16 protein-coding genes and 1 pseudogene are annotated in these 16,881 nt (G+C 41.4%); 7 read left to right on the top strand and 10 right to left on the bottom strand.

The window, feature by feature from the left end; genetic code table 11:
• Window positions 1-85 precede the first annotated feature (85 nt).
• The 5 genes from QI031_RS26100 to QI031_RS26080 all read right to left on the bottom strand — a co-directional run bounded on the left by QI031_RS26100 (window position 86) and on the right by QI031_RS26080 (window position 6,819).
• Window positions 86-1,372: a protein kinase domain-containing protein gene (locus QI031_RS26100; protein WP_281482491.1), complete on the bottom strand. Its 1,287-nt coding sequence runs from the start codon at window positions 1,370-1,372 to the stop codon at window positions 86-88.
• Between the two features lie 101 nt (window positions 1,373-1,473).
• On the bottom strand, window positions 1,474-3,456 hold the full coding sequence (locus tag QI031_RS26095; protein ID WP_281482490.1) for a serine/threonine phosphatase: 1,983 nt from the start codon (window positions 3,454-3,456) through the stop codon (window positions 1,474-1,476).
• A 600-nt stretch (window positions 3,457-4,056) separates the two neighbouring features.
• The gene (locus QI031_RS26090; protein WP_281482489.1) at window positions 4,057-5,397 is read right to left on the bottom strand and encodes a PAS domain-containing sensor histidine kinase; all 1,341 of its coding nucleotides are present in this window, start codon (window positions 5,395-5,397) and stop codon (window positions 4,057-4,059) included.
• A gap of 174 nt (window positions 5,398-5,571) precedes the next feature.
• The gene (locus tag QI031_RS26085; RefSeq protein WP_281482488.1) at window positions 5,572-6,165 is read right to left on the bottom strand and encodes an rRNA large subunit pseudouridine synthase E; all 594 of its coding nucleotides are present in this window, start codon (window positions 6,163-6,165) and stop codon (window positions 5,572-5,574) included.
• A 267-nt stretch (window positions 6,166-6,432) separates the two neighbouring features.
• Window positions 6,433-6,819 (bottom strand): hypothetical protein, encoded by a 387-nt coding sequence (locus QI031_RS26080; RefSeq protein ID WP_281482487.1) that lies wholly within the window; start codon window positions 6,817-6,819, stop codon window positions 6,433-6,435.
• A 591-nt stretch (window positions 6,820-7,410) separates the two neighbouring features.
• On the opposite strand from QI031_RS26080, the gene QI031_RS26075 reads away from it, so the two are divergent.
• From QI031_RS26075 to QI031_RS26065, 3 genes are all read left to right on the top strand, one after another.
• Window positions 7,411-7,722 (top strand): carbon dioxide-concentrating mechanism protein CcmK, encoded by a 312-nt coding sequence (locus tag QI031_RS26075; RefSeq protein WP_281482486.1) that lies wholly within the window; start codon window positions 7,411-7,413, stop codon window positions 7,720-7,722.
• A gap of 86 nt (window positions 7,723-7,808) precedes the next feature.
• Window positions 7,809-8,159 carry a carbon dioxide-concentrating mechanism protein CcmK gene (locus QI031_RS26070; RefSeq protein ID WP_281482485.1) on the top strand — a complete coding sequence of 117 codons (351 nt, stop codon included), beginning with the start codon at window positions 7,809-7,811 and terminating at the stop codon, window positions 8,157-8,159.
• A gap of 524 nt (window positions 8,160-8,683) precedes the next feature.
• Window positions 8,684-9,868, top strand: coding sequence for a HetZ-related protein 2 (locus QI031_RS26065; RefSeq protein WP_281482484.1), 1,185 nt, complete (start codon window positions 8,684-8,686; stop codon window positions 9,866-9,868).
• Between the two features lie 325 nt (window positions 9,869-10,193).
• Here the strand turns inward: QI031_RS26065 and QI031_RS26060 are convergent.
• Window positions 10,194-10,400, bottom strand: a pseudogene (locus tag QI031_RS26060) (DUF4277 domain-containing protein); the annotation flags it as partial.
• Window positions 10,401-10,485: 85 nt separating this feature from the next.
• Here QI031_RS26060 and QI031_RS26055 point away from each other — a divergent pair.
• Genes QI031_RS26055 through QI031_RS26045 form a run of 3 tightly spaced genes read left to right on the top strand, consistent with a single transcriptional unit; the run spans window position 10,486 to window position 11,597 of the window.
• Window positions 10,486-11,019: a GNAT family N-acetyltransferase gene (locus QI031_RS26055; RefSeq protein ID WP_281482483.1), complete on the top strand. Its 534-nt coding sequence runs from the start codon at window positions 10,486-10,488 to the stop codon at window positions 11,017-11,019.
• 57 nt (window positions 11,020-11,076) lie between these two features.
• Window positions 11,077-11,307 carry an addiction module protein gene (locus QI031_RS26050; RefSeq protein ID WP_281482482.1) on the top strand — a complete coding sequence of 77 codons (231 nt, stop codon included), beginning with the start codon at window positions 11,077-11,079 and terminating at the stop codon, window positions 11,305-11,307.
• Window positions 11,304-11,597: a type II toxin-antitoxin system RelE/ParE family toxin gene (locus QI031_RS26045; RefSeq protein ID WP_281482481.1), complete on the top strand. Its 294-nt coding sequence runs from the start codon at window positions 11,304-11,306 to the stop codon at window positions 11,595-11,597. The genes QI031_RS26050 and QI031_RS26045 overlap by 4 nt, the downstream gene beginning before the upstream one ends.
• A 152-nt stretch (window positions 11,598-11,749) precedes the next feature.
• On the opposite strand, the gene QI031_RS26040 is transcribed toward QI031_RS26045, so the two are convergent.
• Together QI031_RS26040 and QI031_RS26035 are read right to left on the bottom strand one after the other, a co-directional pair.
• The gene (locus QI031_RS26040) at window positions 11,750-12,163 is read right to left on the bottom strand and encodes an HNH endonuclease (RefSeq protein ID WP_281482480.1); all 414 of its coding nucleotides are present in this window, start codon (window positions 12,161-12,163) and stop codon (window positions 11,750-11,752) included.
• Window positions 12,164-12,373 (bottom strand): hypothetical protein, encoded by a 210-nt coding sequence (locus tag QI031_RS26035; RefSeq protein WP_281482479.1) that lies wholly within the window; start codon window positions 12,371-12,373, stop codon window positions 12,164-12,166.
• Between the two features lie 236 nt (window positions 12,374-12,609).
• On the opposite strand from QI031_RS26035, the gene QI031_RS26030 reads away from it, so the two are divergent.
• Entirely contained in the window at window positions 12,610-13,473 is an 864-nt protein-coding gene (locus QI031_RS26030) for an SHOCT domain-containing protein (protein WP_281482478.1), read from the top strand.
• Between the two features lie 193 nt (window positions 13,474-13,666).
• On the opposite strand, the gene QI031_RS26025 is transcribed toward QI031_RS26030, so the two are convergent.
• Window positions 13,667-15,262, bottom strand: coding sequence for a nickel-dependent hydrogenase large subunit (locus tag QI031_RS26025; protein ID WP_281482477.1), 1,596 nt, complete (start codon window positions 15,260-15,262; stop codon window positions 13,667-13,669).
• A 266-nt stretch (window positions 15,263-15,528) separates the two neighbouring features.
• Window positions 15,529-16,491, bottom strand: coding sequence for an NADH-quinone oxidoreductase subunit B family protein (locus tag QI031_RS26020; RefSeq protein ID WP_281482476.1), 963 nt, complete (start codon window positions 16,489-16,491; stop codon window positions 15,529-15,531).
• Between the last annotated feature and the right edge of the window lie 390 nt (window positions 16,492-16,881).

Genomic DNA, 16,881 nt, shown 5'->3' with positions numbered 1-16,881 from the left:
GGAGCAGGGAGAAAAGGAGAAAGAGGTAATTTTTCTTTATCCCCCTTGCACCCCGCACCCTGCCCCAATTCCTCTTGTTCCCCATTCACCACTTAGATTGACATTCGCCTAACGCAATAGCCAGTTCTTTGGCAGTCTGATAGCGATCGCGTGGCAAAGGCTCGGTAACGCGGTCGATAATCTCTCTTAATTGAGGAGTAATTGTAGGCACACTTGCCACATCAAACCGGAAATTTCGCCCTCGTTGACGATAAAACTTGAAAGGGTTTTCGCCAGTGAGCAGAAAAATTAGTGTTGGGCCAATGGCATACAAGTCAGATTGAGTTAAGGGTTGTCCTCGTTCTTGTTCGGGGGCGCAATAACCCTCTGCGCCAATGCGAGTGCCAGGAATTGTCCCGATTTCCTTTACAGCCCCAAAATCTAACACTACTACGTGATTATCACTATTCCGCACCATCAGGTTAGCGGGTTTGATATCGCGATGTATTAGTGGTGGTTCTTGGCTGTGGAGATAATCTAAGATATCACAGGTTTGGATCATCCAGGCGATCGCTTGTCTGGGCGTGACTGGACCAGTGGTATAAACTCGTTTTTCCAAATCCTGCCCATGAACTAATTCCATCGCCAGATATTTTTTACCGCCTTCTACAAAAAAGTCGTAATACCTGGGGATTCCAGAATGGTTAAGAGATTTGAGAGTATGCGCCTCTCGCTCAAATAATTCTTGGGCTTTGGCAATTTTAGCCATATCAGCGTTCATCTGCTTTAGCACCAATAACTGTGGATGTAGTGTGATTATACCCGCTGCATCCCAAGCTAAATAAGTAGTACCCATACCTCCCTGTCCCAGTATTCGCAATACTTGATACTGGCGAATTGTATGCTGCACTGACAAAGGTTGACCGCAGTGAATACAAAACAGATTTTTAGGAGAATTACCCTCGTGAGTGCAACTAGAAGATAAACTTGCAAGATTTTTTCCTGAGAATACTGGTACAGCAAAGTTTTCCTTTTCTTTGTCCCATTCTGGTGACAACCAATTGTGTTTTGCTGTTGGCTCTTTAATTTGGAATTGCAATATTGGCCCTCCTTGCGCCAGTTGCAGGAGGGAATTATCTGGCAATTGGCTTTGAATTACTAGCACACCATTCAAGAAAGTGCCATTTGTGCCTTGACTTGTCACTTGCCAAGAACCACCACTACTGCTAAAACTGACTTGTTTAAGTTCTAGATGATGGCGGGATACCAAACTATCGCTTAAAACAACGTCATTGTCATCTGCTCGACCAATCCGAATTGAAGAAGGATTTTCAAAGCACCACTGTTTTAGTGGTGTTTTTTGTTGCGGTTCTAACAGGGTGAGAGTAACCACAATAGATACAACCTGGATAAGAGTTAGAAATTAGAGATTAGGGATTAGGGGTTAGGGGCTAGGGGGTTAAGTATCAGTTCTTAATCCCTAGTTCCTAGTCTCTAGTCCCCAGTCCCTTCCATATTTGGACGCACTTTTGCCCGGACAAGTATAGCAGTAATATTGTCATGACCATTGTATTGGTTTGCTAAGTCAATTAATTCTGTCACACCCCTTTCCAAGTTAGCCCCAGAACTCAGTAGGGGATTAAGATGAGTCTGCCAATGGTTCTCTAGTAAATCATTATCTGATAAACCATCTGAAACTAAAAGCAGCAAACTATCTTCATTAATCTCAAAAAAATTAACATCCGGATTAATCGACTTTTCGTCACGAGGCCCCAAAGCTTGGGTTAGTTGATAGGCATCGGGACGGGCATAAGCGATGCTGGCTTCCACTCCACGGGCAATTTCTCGTTGACCAACTTCGTGATCTACTGTGATTTGTTCTAGCCCCCGTTTGCGAGTCAGGCTGTAGAGGCGACTATCTCCTACATGGGCAACTGCTGCTTGTGTATCTTGAATTAAAAGCATCACCAAAGTCGTACCCATGCGCCCAACACCAGAACGGGCATCTTGTTGATTGACTTCGTAAATTGCTTGATTAGCTAAATTGACGGCTTCACGGATACTGTCTTTCGTTGGTAGTTGGTTGCCAACCCAGTGTGTTTGAAAGTATTTCCGTAGGGTATTGACTGCCAACTCACTGGCAACTTCGCCCCCAGCATGACCGCCCATACCATCGCAGAGGATATACAAGCCACGAGCTTCTAAAACTCGGTTTCGGGGCAATTCTAGCTTGTCAATTTTGGTTTCAATACCAAAACAGTCTTCATTGTGATGACGTTGCCGTCCTACGTCGGTGCGTCCAGCATCTTCGAGAGTGCTTAACTGCATTGACAGTACGACTGTTGGCAAATCATCATTTCTGAGTGCAATATCTTCTTCTAGCTCATCTGTTGGCAGGGTAGCAGACACGGCGATGTCTTTTTCTTCCATTGGTTCAAAAGTTGTAGGGATGGGTACTTCTAATTCAATTTTGATGTCCTGTAGGCGCGATCGCAAATGAGCGATCGTCTGAATTTTATTTAGTTCCAAATCTTCTAAAATCTGCACTATTGAGCCAAATTGAGTGCGTTGAGATTGTCTAAATAGCGTTTGCCAAACTTGACCTAAAGCTTTGACGGTTAAAGGCGGATTTTGGGTAACAAAGGTATCTGCTTCTTCATCTTCTGGCAGTTTTATAGCAGATGTAACATCTAGTGTTTCCACGTATAAACGTTGTAGCGCTAAGGTTTGGTCTTCATCCAATCGCAGATTCGATAATTCCAACAAACTTTGACGACAACGCACTGGCTCTAGTATCGTCCAAAGTTTGGTCATCTGATAACACCAGTGTAAAATTTGCAACGAACTCGTTGTTTCTTTTTGCCAGAGTTCGAGCAAATATTGCCAATTGGAACGATCTTCGATTAATATCACCTGCATATCATCCTGCTGCCATGCATTATGAATCGCTGGTATGTCTGGATGATTTTGAGGCTGTAAAACAATATAAGCTTTAGCAAGGTTAGAAATTGCATTGACTTCTACAGATGGCGTTACTAAATCCTGCTGCTGATTGGCTAATAGTACATCAATAGGTGATATTTGATACGGCTGACAATCTAAAACTCGGAGATATATTTCAGTAATAGCCGTGTTTTCATCTTGTGTTGGTAGCAGTTCTAACACTTGATAGCGTTGTTCTGAATCTAAATAAGAGCCTATTGTTATTTGTAATGGCGAAATAGGTACATTAGAAAAGTTTTCCTTGTCCTGTTGTTCACTTGTCTGCTCTTGTATTTTTTCCCCAGTCGCTATCTGAGCAACAATTGCCCACCAAACTGTTCCGCATTCCGCACCACAGTTTTGACAATATTGTGCATTTATAGGCACTTCAGTCATGCATTCAGGACAATCTCTGTGGGTCAGGGACGCGCCACAGTTTTGACAAAATTTATGATCATGGGGGTTTTCAAATTTACACTGAGGGCAAATCAGCATAGTGGAAGTTCCTTAAGTCCGGTTCCAAAGTGCTTGTGGCCATTAAGATTCAAAGTGCCACAATTGGCCATCCCTGCCTACAGTAGACTTACAAGAGATTGTGGTTTCACCAGTGAATTTTAGTAGCAGTATTAATTGTGACGCATATTAGCTAAATATTTTAGATCTTGGCAAGTCAATTATTCACAAAGCAAACAGCACAAATCAGGAACACCGATTTCTGACTTCTACCTTGAGTCAAAAGAGGCAAGGGAGCAAGGGAGAAAACTGAGACGGAGCTTGTACTTTGCCTAAGTTCGAGCGTCCTAGTGGTCTGTCGCAAAAGTTTTGATAGGTTAATCAACTTTTCAATTTCTCTTGTTTCTCTCTTCCTTTGTGTACTTTGCGTCCTTGGCGGTTCGTTAGTTTACCCCGCAAAATTAATGGGACAGACCACTAGAAGGGCAGGGCTTACTCTCCCTGTTTGCTGCTAAGAGTCCCTCTGCTTCTTCAGTAAACCAAAAATTGTTATAGACCTTACTATGTAGACATTTAAGCTAAATACTAAGACACCTAAAATAACTCGTTAATCAGTATTTTAGCCGATACTGCTAACTACCTTTATTCCCTTGGTTGACCACTCAGCGCTAGTTGGAGAGAAAAACAAGTGCAATTTGATTCACTTGCAACCTCTATTGTTCCTCCTAAATGTTTCGTCAGTTTTTCTACCAATGCCAGTCCTAAACCTGTGCCGCCTTGTTTCCAAGGATCATTGCTGGGGATACGGTAAAATTTATTGAAAATATATGGTAATTCAGAACTAGGAATTTCCACACCGGAGTTAATTACTTGGAACTGGATGTTATGACCTTTTAATTGGGCGGAAATGGTGATTTCTGCATCTACGGGGCTAAATTTACAGGCATTGGTGAGTAGTTCCACTAAAATACGCTCTAGACTAAATGGATCACAAGCGATCGCTGGCAGATTAGCAGCTATACTCAGATGTAAGTTTTGCTTACAGAAGTTGCTATTACGTGCTTTAAATACTTCCACTACCCGCCACAGCCATTGCTGTACTTGAATTGTTTCTAACACCCAAGGTTTTGCATTTGTATCTAATCTTTGCAAATCTAAAAAATTATTAATTAAATTGATTTCGCGATCGCACTCGTTGTCTAAAATTTCAAAATAGCGAGCAGCTTTCGAGCGTTCTGCTAGTGGCTTGGCCATTTCCCCTAAAAAGTTCTGCTCTTGGTGCAGTGCGATTCCTAGCATCTGAATCGCCATTTTCATATTAGTCAATGGTGTGCGTAGTTCGTGGGAAACCGTACTCAGAAATTCTTCTTTGAGGCGACTGAGGCTTTCGATTTCTTCAAACTGCGCTAGTGCTGCTTCTTGGGTTTGTTTCAACGCAATTTCTGCTAACTTGCGCTCTGTCTGCTTATGAGCAGTAATATCCTCACACACCATGAGAATTACCGGATTTTTCTGAATATCATCCGCCCCAGACAAAATCCGCAGTATAACTTTTATCCAAATAATTTTACTGTTAGGACAATTTAAACGAAATTCCCCATCATTAGCTGTACTTTGAAGTGCTGGCTTTAAAATATCTATGAAGGCATCAGAGAGCCTTTGCTGATCTGATTGGTCAAACAACTGAAAAACGGGCTGATTTATTAGTTGTTCTGGTGTAGAACCAAGACAGTTAGCACCGAATTGGTTGACAGACAAAATTATCCCCGTCGCATCCAAACTGAAGTACACAGCAGGGGTGTTTTCATAAAGCTGCCGATACCACTGGAGTTCCTCTTGGGTACGCCGCAGTATTTCTGCTGTGCAGAGTTCTAAATCGCAGGTTTGTTCGGTTACAAGTTCCAAGCGTGTAGGTGGTGTTGCAGATAAGATTTCTGCTTGTTGGTGAGTTCGATGCCAGAGCGATCGCTGATTCAGGCTCATAAGACTTAAACTTGTACCCAAAGGCTGAGTTAACTAAATAAGAATAAAAAAAGAGTATTATACTGCTTTTGACTTGATGTTTGCCAAAAATTACCAATTAAACCTCATCTAATGGTTTTTACTTCTTCAATTAATACCTGACAACTACTGGCTCATCTTGACGTTTATTTATATTCAGTTGGTTTTGGGCAAATTATGCAACAATTCTAGTTCCGATACAGTGAGGTCACGCCATTGACCTAGTTGTAGATTATCTAAGTTGAGATTACATATACTCACCCTTACTAGTCGCAAAGTCGGAAACCCCACAGCCGCAGTCATTCGCCGCACTTGGCGATTTTTTCCTTCGGTTAAAGTCATTTCTAGCCATGCTGTTGGCACATTTTTCCTAAATCTAATTGGTGGATCGCGTTCAGGTAGCTGCGGTGACTCCGATAACAATCTAACTTGTGCTGGTCGAGTCCGGTAATCTTGAATTTTTACACCTCTTTGCAACTTGTTTATAGCATCTTCATTGGGAATGCGCTCTACTTGAACCCAGTAAGTACGTTGATGACCAAACTTAGGATTGGCAAGGCGATGTTGTAATTGTCCATTGTTTGTTAATAACAGCAATCCTTCACTATCCCAATCCAAACGTCCCACAGGATATACATCGGGTATATCAATGTAATGTTTGAGGGTAGTGTGTTTAGGGGTTTCCTGGGTAAATTGGCTGAGAACACCGTAAGGCTTGTAAAAAATAATATATCGATAGTGATTAGGCATTAGTCAATTGTCAGTGATCAGCGATGCACTGAGTTTCGACACTTCGACAGAAGGAACTAGCCTTATAGACGTGGATGGCTCTAGCTCTACTTCACATACCCGCAAGACTGCGGGAAGCATGAAGCAACTAGGTCAAACGAAGTGTCAAAAATTTAGCTCTACTGGTGAGAATGTAGAAACCCCACCTCAACGAAGTAGGTGGGGTAATTCATCTAACTACTGGTATTAAGTTACCAGCAACCTATCAAAATCTGTTCAACAGTTAACTTAGTTAGAGAGAGCTTCACCTGCTTTTGCTGCACTATTTTTTACACCACTAGCAGTTTCTTGAGCCCCTTCTACATATCCTGATCCAAATTCTTTAAAAGCTTCTGCTGACTCTTCTCCAATTTTCTTAAGTCGCTCACCAGGAGAGCCTTCTGTTTGACGAGCTTCTTGATACCACTCACCTGTTGTTTTTGGTCTTCGGGCATCATTTTGTTGTACTTGTTCACGAACTCTATCACCCAAGTCTTTGTCGCTTTGACTACCAAAAGCAACATTTGTTGTTAGCAAGAGAGAAGCAACTAGGACAACAGCTAAAAAACGGTTTACCTGAAGTCGATTGAGTAGTGAATTGATGTAATTAATTGTCCTAGGAATCAACTTTGTCATGTTCATATTCCATGAATTCGTCATCGATACTTTTCTCATCTATATTATGTCTAGTTAGATAACTCTATATTCATGTATATCATCATAAATTCAACAGAATTTTCAATTATGATAACCTCAAAAACTGAGTTATTAAGTTAGGAATTAAATTAGAGATGAGAAGAATTTAGTTTCACCTAACTTTATTAGCTAACTAGCCATTTTTAACTACAAATAAACGATAACTAGAAAAAAATAGTTATACTTCTAACAAAAGGTATACTTTGATTACGAAAAAGACAGACTTATTAAAGCCACTAGAAATAGATCTTAACGAAGGGCTTACTTCTTGTGTTAAGTCGACTCGCATAAATTTATAGCTGCTTTGACAAGGCAATGACTAATATCCCGCTTTACCAAAGTGTATTTTATCTTGATTATGTTGATCTTTATAAGTTCTTGATTTCAAACCTGTAGTCTACACTCAGTAATTTAGACGATAGTCTGTCATAAACTTTTGATAGCTCAACAAAAAGTTTTGCTAAATGTCAAATTTGGGACTAAAGCCTCGTACAATAAGTATCACTTATTCTTAAGATAGGAGCTGATACCATGCCAATGGCAGTTGGCGTAATCGAAACCTTGGGTTTTCCTAGCGTGTTGGCTTCGGCAGACGCAATGGTAAAATCTGCCGCAGTTACGCTGGTATATTATGGTATAGCAGAGAGCGGTCGCTTAATAGTCGCTGTTAGGGGACATGTATCTGAAGTAAGAACAGCCGTTGAAGCTGGAATTGCTGCTGGAGAGCAAGTAAAGACTGATACTGTAATCACTCATTACATAGTGCCTAATCCACCAGAAAACGTGGAAACCATTTTGCCGATTCACTTCACTGAAAAATCCCAACCTTTCAGTATTTTCTAAGCCAGTCCATCATTAAAGTTGATAGCGAAGTTTCGTAGAAATAACTTTTAGCGCCATCTAGACTTAATTCATACAGGAGATTTTTCATGTCATTACAAGCCGTTGGATCACTTGAAACGAAGGGATTTCCCGCTGTACTAGCAGCAGCAGATGCGATGGTTAAAGCTGGTCGAGTCACTTTAGTTGGTTATATCAGAGTAGGTAGTGCTCGTTTTACAGTTAATATTCGCGGTGATGTTTCTGAGGTAAAAACCGCTATGGCTGCTGGTGTTGAAGCAGCAGAAAATGTTTATGGTGGTACTTTGGAATCTTGGGTGATTATACCTCGTCCCCATGAAAACGTTGAAGCTGTTCTGCCAATTGCTTATACAGAACAAGTCCAACAGTATCGAGAATCGGTGGAAAACCCCATCGTTAAATCCTCGAACGGACGATAAAGTTATATTCATTAGTTATTCAACAAAAGTCAAAAATCGAGAGTTAAACTCTCGATTTTTGACTATCAATTTTTTGTAATATCCCAAGTCAGAATTAAAAAGTTATTTAATGGAAAAGTGTTTAAAGAGAATATTTCTCAAAATTCCATTATTTACGTAAAAAATTACATGAATGAAACTTATATGGACAAAACAACGTCCGGATTGAAGTGAATCATAATTCATGCCTACTTTTCTAGAGATAAATCTAGAAAAGTACAGACTCCATTGTAACCAACTTGTATAGACTCACTATGATGTTGTTAAAACTTAAGTTTACAAATATTCAAACTTTACATACATTCAGGTAAATCCCCTAAAAAGCTTAATTTCTACACATTAGAGATTAAAAGTAAAAACAGCAATATGCAAATTCTTGCATAAAGTTAGTTAATAAAGACGTAATAACAATGTGATCGCTGAGATGTCTTCATGAGAACGACAGGCTCATGGACAAGTGATAGCTAATAAGTTGTGTACGATCAATGGGGGTTGTGATGCAAACTTTAAAGCAGGGTTTCGAGGAGCGCAATCTCGCTATGGTAAAAGAAGCAGAAAAACTGGCGCAATATTGGCAAAAGCGGCTGGCTGCTGAATGTCCAGAAAAAAGTGTGGCTACTAGAGAAAGCATTATTTTCTGGCTGCTGGGACGGGATTTAAAACGGTTTGATTTGCTTAACCCCAAAGAACTTGATATTGCTAAACAAGCAATGGAGTATCGCTGGAAAATTTTACGTCAACGCTACTTGGGTATTGGGCGAGAACGTGCTTATCGTAACCTGATTAATCGCCTAGGGAGTATAGTCTCACTACGAAGTAAGATTCAGACTTGGATTTCTCTAAGTCGCGATCGCCAGCGTAGTGTAATGGATGTACTACAAGAAGTGTTGCAAGAACTACTACAGAATGATACTTACATGCAGCAGCAAATGGCTTGTATTGCTGAACTAACAACCGATAAGCGACTACGAGATACTCTACTGTTTGCAAGCATAGAAGAATATGCTTTGCGACCAGTACGTAATCAACCACTGTTGGCGTATCGTTTTGTCAACTACTTACGTCGGACTCAGCGTGGTGGTTTAACTCAAGTACCAGGTAGTGATTTAGTCAGACTAGTTTCTGAAGAAATTCTCACAGATGATGAGAATCGGGTGAACTTGGTAGATAATCAGGCGATCGCAGAATATCAAGAAGCACAACAATTAGAAGAACAACAGATACTGCGACAGATAGTACAAAAGGAATTTGCTAATTACTTAGAAGAAAATCTGGGTACAGAAGCAGTAGAGTGGCTGCGTCTGTATCTTCAAGGCAAATCCCAAGATGAAATCGCCAAGAAACTAAATAAGCCAATTAAAGAAATCTACCGACTGCGTGAAAAAATTAGCTACCATGCAGTACGGGTATTCGCTCTCAAAGGAAAACCGGAACTCGTGGATAACTGGTTGTCAATTTCCTTACAAGAGAATAATTTGGGGTTAACACAACGGCAATGGCAGAAACTTTATGAAAAATTGACACCCGTTGGACGGCAGATCTTAGATTTACGCAAAGCAGGCAAATCTATAGAAGCGGCAGCTCAACAGCTACAACTCAAAACCCATCAAGCTATGGGAGAATGGACTAAAGTCTATCTTGCAGCTCAATCATTGAGAGTTCAAGAATAAGGAAATTGACCCCTAAGCCTAGGGATAATGGCGATCGCACACTCAAATACAGGTGAACGAAAAAAGGTGTGGGAGAGTAGTTACTGGTTCTGCCGAGCAGTTAATCATGCTTCCCACAAGGGGATGTAGTTTTTGAACTTATGGAATGGGGAATGAGGGAGGCAATGCGGTAAGGCAGCGCGGTCTTGGGGAGCCAGTCCGCCCTTGCGGTTTCCCCTCTTGTGCGACTGCCGCACCCCTTTTGGGTCTTGGGATTTCCCCCATGAGCAACTGCCGTCAAACGTTTTTCCAACTGTTTGAGGTCAGCATCCTTTCTTGCTTGGCTTTCAAACAAATATAATGGCGCACTCACGAACCCTAATCCGTTTAAAATCATTGCTTTTACAACTTGACCTGCACTGATAATTTCTTGAGCATCAGTTCCCAGCAGTCGGTTAAATTGTTCTACTAGATTCATTTCATCACAGATGCCTACGACTATGCCGCAGTGGTCAATATCCTGTACCCTGATATCTAATGGTGATGCTGTCATGCTTCTAAAAATACAGCATTTATGATCGCACCTGCGGAATCTGGGTTGTATTGATCTTAAAGTGATAGTATCAAAACTTTCTGATATGAAATTAAACATCCGTGATGGTTTTCATTTAACCAGTATTCGTCTTACAGATAAAGCTGCTTACTTGGAACATCTCAAAGACAGAAGTATTTCTGATTTAATTCCTGTGATCCCTTATCCATATACAGAAGCTGCCGCAGATTGGTGGATACAGCGTCGGCTAGAGTTTTTGAGAGAGTCAGGCAAAGAAATATCCTTTGCACTTCGCAACCTTGAAGGTTATTTGATTGGTTCAATTGGTGCGGACGATTTTAAAGTAGGGAAAGAGCATAAAGCGGAAATTGGTTATTGGCTATCTCAAGCATATCGTGGACAAGGATTAGCAACTGACGCACTTCGTGTTTTTGTTCAATATGCGTTTGATAATCTTGAATTGATTCGCCTCACTGCTCACACTCTTGATTTCAACACCGCTTCGGTGAGAGTTTTAGAGAAAAACAGATTTAAGCTAGAGGGGTGTTTAAGACAGCATACGATAACTCGAAACGGTATATTTAATACACTTGCCTATGGTTTGCTGAAAGCTGAATGACCAATCGGCCACCGCCATGTTAAGCTGTAAGTAAACTTCAGCCTTTTGCCACAAGCTATGCGGTCAATTAAGCAACTAACAGAAGAAATTTTATCTCTGCCTAGTGCATCGAGGGTGCTTTTGGCAGAAAAAATCATTGAAAGTCTGGAGTTTGATACAGATCCTACCATTCAAGCTGCTTGGACTACTGAAGCAAAAAGTCGGCGAGACGAGGTTAGAAGTGGTTCTGTACAAACCGTTCCAGGAGATGAGGCTTTAGCTCAAGTGAGACAATTGCTTGGGCAATGAAGTATGTATTTCACCCTGAAGCCCTGAATGAATATGCAGAGGCTGTCCGGTATTACGCAGAACAACGCACTGAAACAGCACAAGTATTTATTAATACTGTTGAAGATGTAATTTATCAGATTAGAGAGTCCCCTAATTGTTGGAGCATAGTTGATGAAGACATTCGGCGATGTCTGACACGTAAGTTTCCCTATGCAATTATTTACACAATTGAACAAGATTACATTCTGGTTTTGGCAGTCATGCACTGTAGCCGAAAGCCGGGATATTGGAAAAATCGAAGAGATTAGTTTGTGATGGCTCTTTACTAACAGGTGTGATCGCTTTTAGGCAACACTATCAAATTATACAAATAGCTGGTTGTAGTGGATGAGCGATCGCACTACCAAAGTTTCCAGAGTGACATTACAATTATTGGGGAGAAGCAAGCACTTCCAATAAATCAAGAAGGCGGATGGCGACCCAGAAATTCTTCTTCTGCTCTAATTGTCAGTATAATTGCACGATTCATGTTGAGTGCGTTAATGGTTGCTCGTCCTGTAGCTGTTAATCCAACAACTTGGACACCATTCCATCGAAAGTGTTCTATCCATACTTGTTGACGAGGGTTAAAAATTGGTACTTTTTCGCCTGTTTCTGGATCTTCAACCAGTTGTCTAGCAGCCTTACGTAACGAACAAGATACACAAGCCAGTGCCAAATTATTTACTGTTGTTGTACCGCCTGCCACTACAGGGGTAATGTGATCTATATGAAAAGTCGCAGCTTGGCCTGCTTGGGACAAACAGCAATACTCACAGCGATCAGCTGCTCTTTGAATGACTAATCTACGTAAAGCGACAGGAATTGTTACCATTTATCCTTGCTGCATTACACGTTGTGAGCGTAAATGTAGCAAAGATAAAAATTCTGCCAACTCAACCAACCCGTCTGCTTCCCTTTGTTCTGCTTGGGTCAGCATTTCGCCTGTATCTTGACGATCAAGCAGAAATTGAAGACGTTCTTCGACAGCTTCGGGAAGTTTGAAATGAGTTAGCTCAACTGGTATTTCGATAATTTCAGGCATACAAAGTATGTCTAGTAAAATTGCAACCACTTCTAGAGTTAGTGTAACTTAATGTTCTTCGGAGAATCGCCTGTGGTAGTTGTTTTGTGCGATCATCAATCGATGGTGCGATCGCTTCTAGCAAGCACTTGTTTTATGTTGTACTTATGATGTTAGCGCAGTTTAAGTCCAGGGAATTCTAAAAGAAGCAGACCCCAAACTTCTGCTTGCACACTAAGTATTCGGAAGGATGAAATATGGCTAATAAAACTTATCGCGACAAAAATCGTGATTTGGATAGTTTATTAAGAGATATTGAAGCTTGGTTTAGTGGACAGGGTTATCAGACACAAACAAATAAGGCAGATGGAACTTGGCTTTTACAAGCAGCAAAAACAGAGATGTGGCGTAAGGCAGTTGGTGCCTCCAGAGCATTCAACGTGATGATTCAAGGACAACCAAATGATTTTTCAGTAGATCTCAGTACTGGAGAATGGGCATCCAACTTGGCTGCTGGAGGGGTGGCAGCAGTGTTAACTGGCGGTGCTAGTTTGCTCATTAGTGGTGTTGCGGCAGGTTGGTCAAAGAAGATCGAAGGCGATTTATGGAATTTTATTGACCAAAAAGTTATGTTTGGAGAAAAACCTAAATCTCCTCAACAGTTGGCTGTCATGCAATCTCACAGTAGTTTAGAGGAAAAACTCAAACAGCTCAAAGATGCGTATGATCAAGGCTTTATCGACGAAATTGCATATAACGCAAAAAAGCTTGAAATTGAAGGTCAAATGCGCGCTTCTAAGCAAGGTGCAGAAATAGAAGAAAAGCTCATGAAACTTAAGAGCCTGCTTGATGCTGGAATTTTAAGTAAGGGTGAATTTGAGATGAAGAAGGCTGAATTAATGCGTGAGTCTTCAAATTCAGAATTAGAAACCCAAATATCTAAGCTAAATGCTGCTCTTGCGGCAGGAATTCTCAGCCAGGAAGAGTATGAAAGCAAGAAGGCAACAATTGAAAAACAATCTGACCTTGTGACAAAGATTAAACAACTTGAGAATGCAAGAGATGCAGGAATTATTACCTATGAGGAGTTTGAGAACAAGAAGCTAGCTCTACTGGTCTAGAGGCAATCTTTAAGGTAAATGAGGGTTGATGTTACCTTTTCAAATTAATATGGGTAATTGCGGCACCCACCTTATAGGATTGTTACTATAAACTGATTCGAGTCAGTAGCTTGTAATGAATATACCTAACTCTTTCAAAGTGTTAAGTAATGAGCTAATAGCTAACCAGATGATAATTAGCTATTAGCATCTTTTAAGCGGTACGAAAACGCGCCAGTTCTTCGCCTGTCTTAGCATCATGGGCGTGAACAGTACACACCAAACAAGAATCAAACGATCGCGCCACATGACCAACTTCTACAGGGTCGGCAGAATCATAAATGGGTGTGCCAATTAATGCTTCTTCAATCGGGCCGCGAATACCTTCACCGTCACGGGGGCCGATATTCCAAGTACCAGGGGCAATCACTTGGTAATTCTTAATCTTACCGCCTTCTACTTCTACCCAATGACACAGTGAACCCCGCGCAGCTTCCGTTGCACCCCAGCCTTTGCCGTCTTTTTCTTGGGGTTTGATATACCAGGGGTCATTTAATTTAAACTCGCGTAAGCAGTGTTCGGCTTGGCGATATAACTTGACAAGTTCGTGAACTCGCGCTAATTGACGGACATGAATATTAGCGCCTTTCATTTCTCTGAATACATCCAGAATAAACCCGTCGTAGTGTTGCCAAGATTCGCCGTGTTTGCCACCTGCTACCAACTGACGCGCTAAGGGGCCAGCTTCTAAACGGCCGAAGTCTTTGTGCAGGACAGCACTTGCCCAAGAATAAGCGTTGTCAAAGTCTTTAGTGTTATTTGCGGTCGGTTTGGTGGTGCGATCGCTGGGGTGAATATCTGCTGTCCCTTCATCGTACCAGGAGCGAGTTGTATTCTCGCGGGTGAAGGACTGATCCATCAAAGTGTGAGTATCGCTGAAGCTGTCATACACGCCACTTTTCATAATCATGGCAGCATTGCGCCCTTCAATGGTGGGTTTTTGGTATTTATCCTCATGGGCTAAATATCCCCAGGTGACATATTTACCTACACCAGCGCCATATCTATCTAAACCAATATCTAAACCCATGCGCCAATAAAAACCCAAGTCTGATTCACGATGATTGCGGTCTTCATCTAACCAGTCCATGAAGTCGTCATAAGTCTGGATTTCTTCGTAGCGTTCTAAAGAACAACCCAACCATACAGGTTCTAGCCAGTTGGTACGGAAGTATTCTAAAATTGCCCAGGCGCGGGTGATGTCGGTAAGTGTGGGGGCGCACATCACACCACCAGGAACCATATAACTGCTGTGAGGCCATTGACCACCTAATAGGGCATAAATTTCTACTGGTTTAGCGGAAATTGTCACGCCCAGTTCGTAAGATTTACCTGTGAAGGCGGCAAAGCGTCTAACGGCTTCTTCGTAATAGCGACTATTACGGTATTTTTTATTAGTCAAATCAATGGCAAACAATCCATAAAAATAGCGGGGAATGCTTTGAATAGTTTCGACAATTTGACCTAAGTTTCTAGCTAAGATAGCGTTGCGGGGAACTTCTGTTCCCCAAGCTGTATCTAATGCCCAAGATGCACAAGTCAGGTGAGAACCGCCACAAATACCGCAAATGCGAGGCGTGACAATTAACCCGGCTTGGGGGTCTTTGCCGCGTAGGATAACTTCAAATCCGCGGAAGAGTTCGGCATGTGTCCAGGCATTAACTACTCGTCCATTTTCAATGTCTACTCGAACATCTAAATCGCCTTCGACTCTACCAACTGGCGATATATCTAATGATTGAATTGTCATAGTTTTTAGTTGTTAGTTGTCAGTTGCTATTGAGTAAACTGTAAAAAAATCTTCTTCAGCACATTAGTTAGCGTAAGTTAGGTTGACGTAAGGAAACCCAACACCTTCATTCATGTTGGGTTGTGCTGCGCTTAATCCAACCTACATTTTTATTTTTTTGCATCATTTTGGTCGTGTCAGTCCACTAATATTTACTAGCTTTAATTGGTAAGAAGATGAGAGATGAAGAGGAATAAATCAATACCCCATGCCCCATGCCCAATGCCCTAAACTGTAAAAAAGTCTTCTTCTGCCCAAAGTGGTGCTGCATCTTTAGCAACCATTGTGAGTAAGGCGTAGTCTTTTTTGTTGACTCCTGGTGGTAGTTCTTTGGGAACCCCCATGACTGTTTGAGTTTTAAATACGGTTCCTGGTTTGAGGTCGAAGAAGGGAAACTCTGGTTCTGTACAACCTAAACAAGGCATCCCAGCGCGGGTTTTGGAAGAAACGCGGTTCCAGAGGATGCGATTGCAGGATGAGTGAGTCATGGGGCCGCGACAGCCCAAGTCGTAGAATAAGCAGCCTTTACGCTGACCAAATTCGGCAGTTGAGGCTTTATAAGCAAAGTGGACGTTACGGGTACAGCCTGTTTGGGTGTAAGTGTTGAAGAAAGTTTGGGGACGATTTAGTTCGTCTAGGGCAATGTCTGCTATGCGTCCAGTAGCGATCGCTACTAATATCTGCGTTATCCAATCAGGATGGGCGGGACATCCTGGAATATTGATTACAGGTAATCCGGCTTGAGAAAGGAAGTCTTTCCCTAAAAAACCGCCTTCTTGACGCTTGAGAAATTGCAAGCCCTCCGATTCGCTGGGGTTGGGTGACATAGCGGGGATTCCTCCCCAGGTGGCGCAGTCTCCCACGGCGACGATAAATTTCGCAACTTGGGCAAGGTCTATTAGCCAATCTTTCATCGGGCGATCGGCAAAACGGTTCCATTCGCCTGTACCGTTAGGGGCATTAATAACGCTGCCTTCAAATACCAAGATATCTAAGGGAATTTTGCCTGAGATGCAATCTCGTAGCAGAGTTTGCAAGTTATCGCCTAATTCCAATCCTAGGGAAGGATGCCAAAGCACTTTAATACCAAAGTCGGCAATCAAATCACAAACTGTCGGTTCTTCGGCGTTAAGAAATGACATGGTGTTGCCCGAACAAGCCCCACCTTGCAGCCATAGTACGTTAGTCATTAGCTACACGTTTTTCTATTGTTTACCATGCATGATGTAGGTGATAATGCTTGTTGAGTCTCACCTGTTTATCAATATTTACTTACTAGCATAAGATATTTTTTTCTTTAATTATATTTCAATAAATAAAAATTAATTATTAACAATAACTCAAATCATCTTAAGACTAGTTTAAAGGGTTATGTCTGTTATATGTGTAACACATTTAAAAAATCAAAAAGTAGTAAAAATAAAATTATCTTCTGTTCTTAACTCTTAATTTTGGACAAGGTTTACCTGTTTAATTCATTTCTCTTAAAACTCTGAAGTTATTAATAATAATTTGCAAATCAGTAAATATTAAGTATAATTTTATATTTATATATAAGAAAGGCGATCACCCCTCGGACA

This window comes from Halotia branconii CENA392 (assembly GCF_029953635.1).
Classification (GTDB): Bacteria; Cyanobacteriota; Cyanobacteriia; order Cyanobacteriales; family Nostocaceae; genus Halotia; species Halotia branconii.
The sequence above is the reverse complement of the archived record's forward strand: the minus strand, read 5'-3'. Positions and strand labels throughout refer to the sequence as shown.

Excerpts from the sequence above, each read along its gene's own strand:
- QI031_RS26055 (WP_281482483.1), top strand. The coding sequence starts at position 10,486 with ATGAAATTAAACATCCGTGATGGTTTTCATTTAACCAGTATTCGTCTT.
- QI031_RS26045 (WP_281482481.1), top strand. The coding sequence starts at position 11,304 with ATGAAGTATGTATTTCACCCTGAAGCCCTGAATGAATATGCAGAGGCT.
- QI031_RS26030 (WP_281482478.1), top strand. The coding sequence starts at position 12,610 with ATGGCTAATAAAACTTATCGCGACAAAAATCGTGATTTGGATAGTTTA.
- QI031_RS26085 (WP_281482488.1), bottom strand. The coding sequence starts at position 6,165 with ATGCCTAATCACTATCGATATATTATTTTTTACAAGCCTTACGGTGTT.
- QI031_RS26025 (WP_281482477.1), bottom strand. The coding sequence starts at position 15,262 with ATGACAATTCAATCATTAGATATATCGCCAGTTGGTAGAGTCGAAGGC.
- QI031_RS26065 (WP_281482484.1), top strand. The coding sequence starts at position 8,684 with ATGGGGGTTGTGATGCAAACTTTAAAGCAGGGTTTCGAGGAGCGCAAT.
- QI031_RS26090 (WP_281482489.1), bottom strand. The coding sequence starts at position 5,397 with ATGAGCCTGAATCAGCGATCGCTCTGGCATCGAACTCACCAACAAGCA.
- QI031_RS26075 (WP_281482486.1), top strand. The coding sequence starts at position 7,411 with ATGCCAATGGCAGTTGGCGTAATCGAAACCTTGGGTTTTCCTAGCGTG.
- QI031_RS26070 (WP_281482485.1), top strand. The coding sequence starts at position 7,809 with ATGTCATTACAAGCCGTTGGATCACTTGAAACGAAGGGATTTCCCGCT.
- QI031_RS26040 (WP_281482480.1), bottom strand. The coding sequence starts at position 12,163 with ATGGTAACAATTCCTGTCGCTTTACGTAGATTAGTCATTCAAAGAGCA.
- QI031_RS26020 (WP_281482476.1), bottom strand. The coding sequence starts at position 16,491 with ATGACTAACGTACTATGGCTGCAAGGTGGGGCTTGTTCGGGCAACACC.
- QI031_RS26080 (WP_281482487.1), bottom strand. The coding sequence starts at position 6,819 with ATGACAAAGTTGATTCCTAGGACAATTAATTACATCAATTCACTACTC.
- QI031_RS26050 (WP_281482482.1), top strand. The coding sequence starts at position 11,077 with ATGCGGTCAATTAAGCAACTAACAGAAGAAATTTTATCTCTGCCTAGT.
- QI031_RS26095 (WP_281482490.1), bottom strand. The coding sequence starts at position 3,456 with ATGCTGATTTGCCCTCAGTGTAAATTTGAAAACCCCCATGATCATAAA.
- QI031_RS26035 (WP_281482479.1), bottom strand. The coding sequence starts at position 12,373 with ATGCCTGAAATTATCGAAATACCAGTTGAGCTAACTCATTTCAAACTT.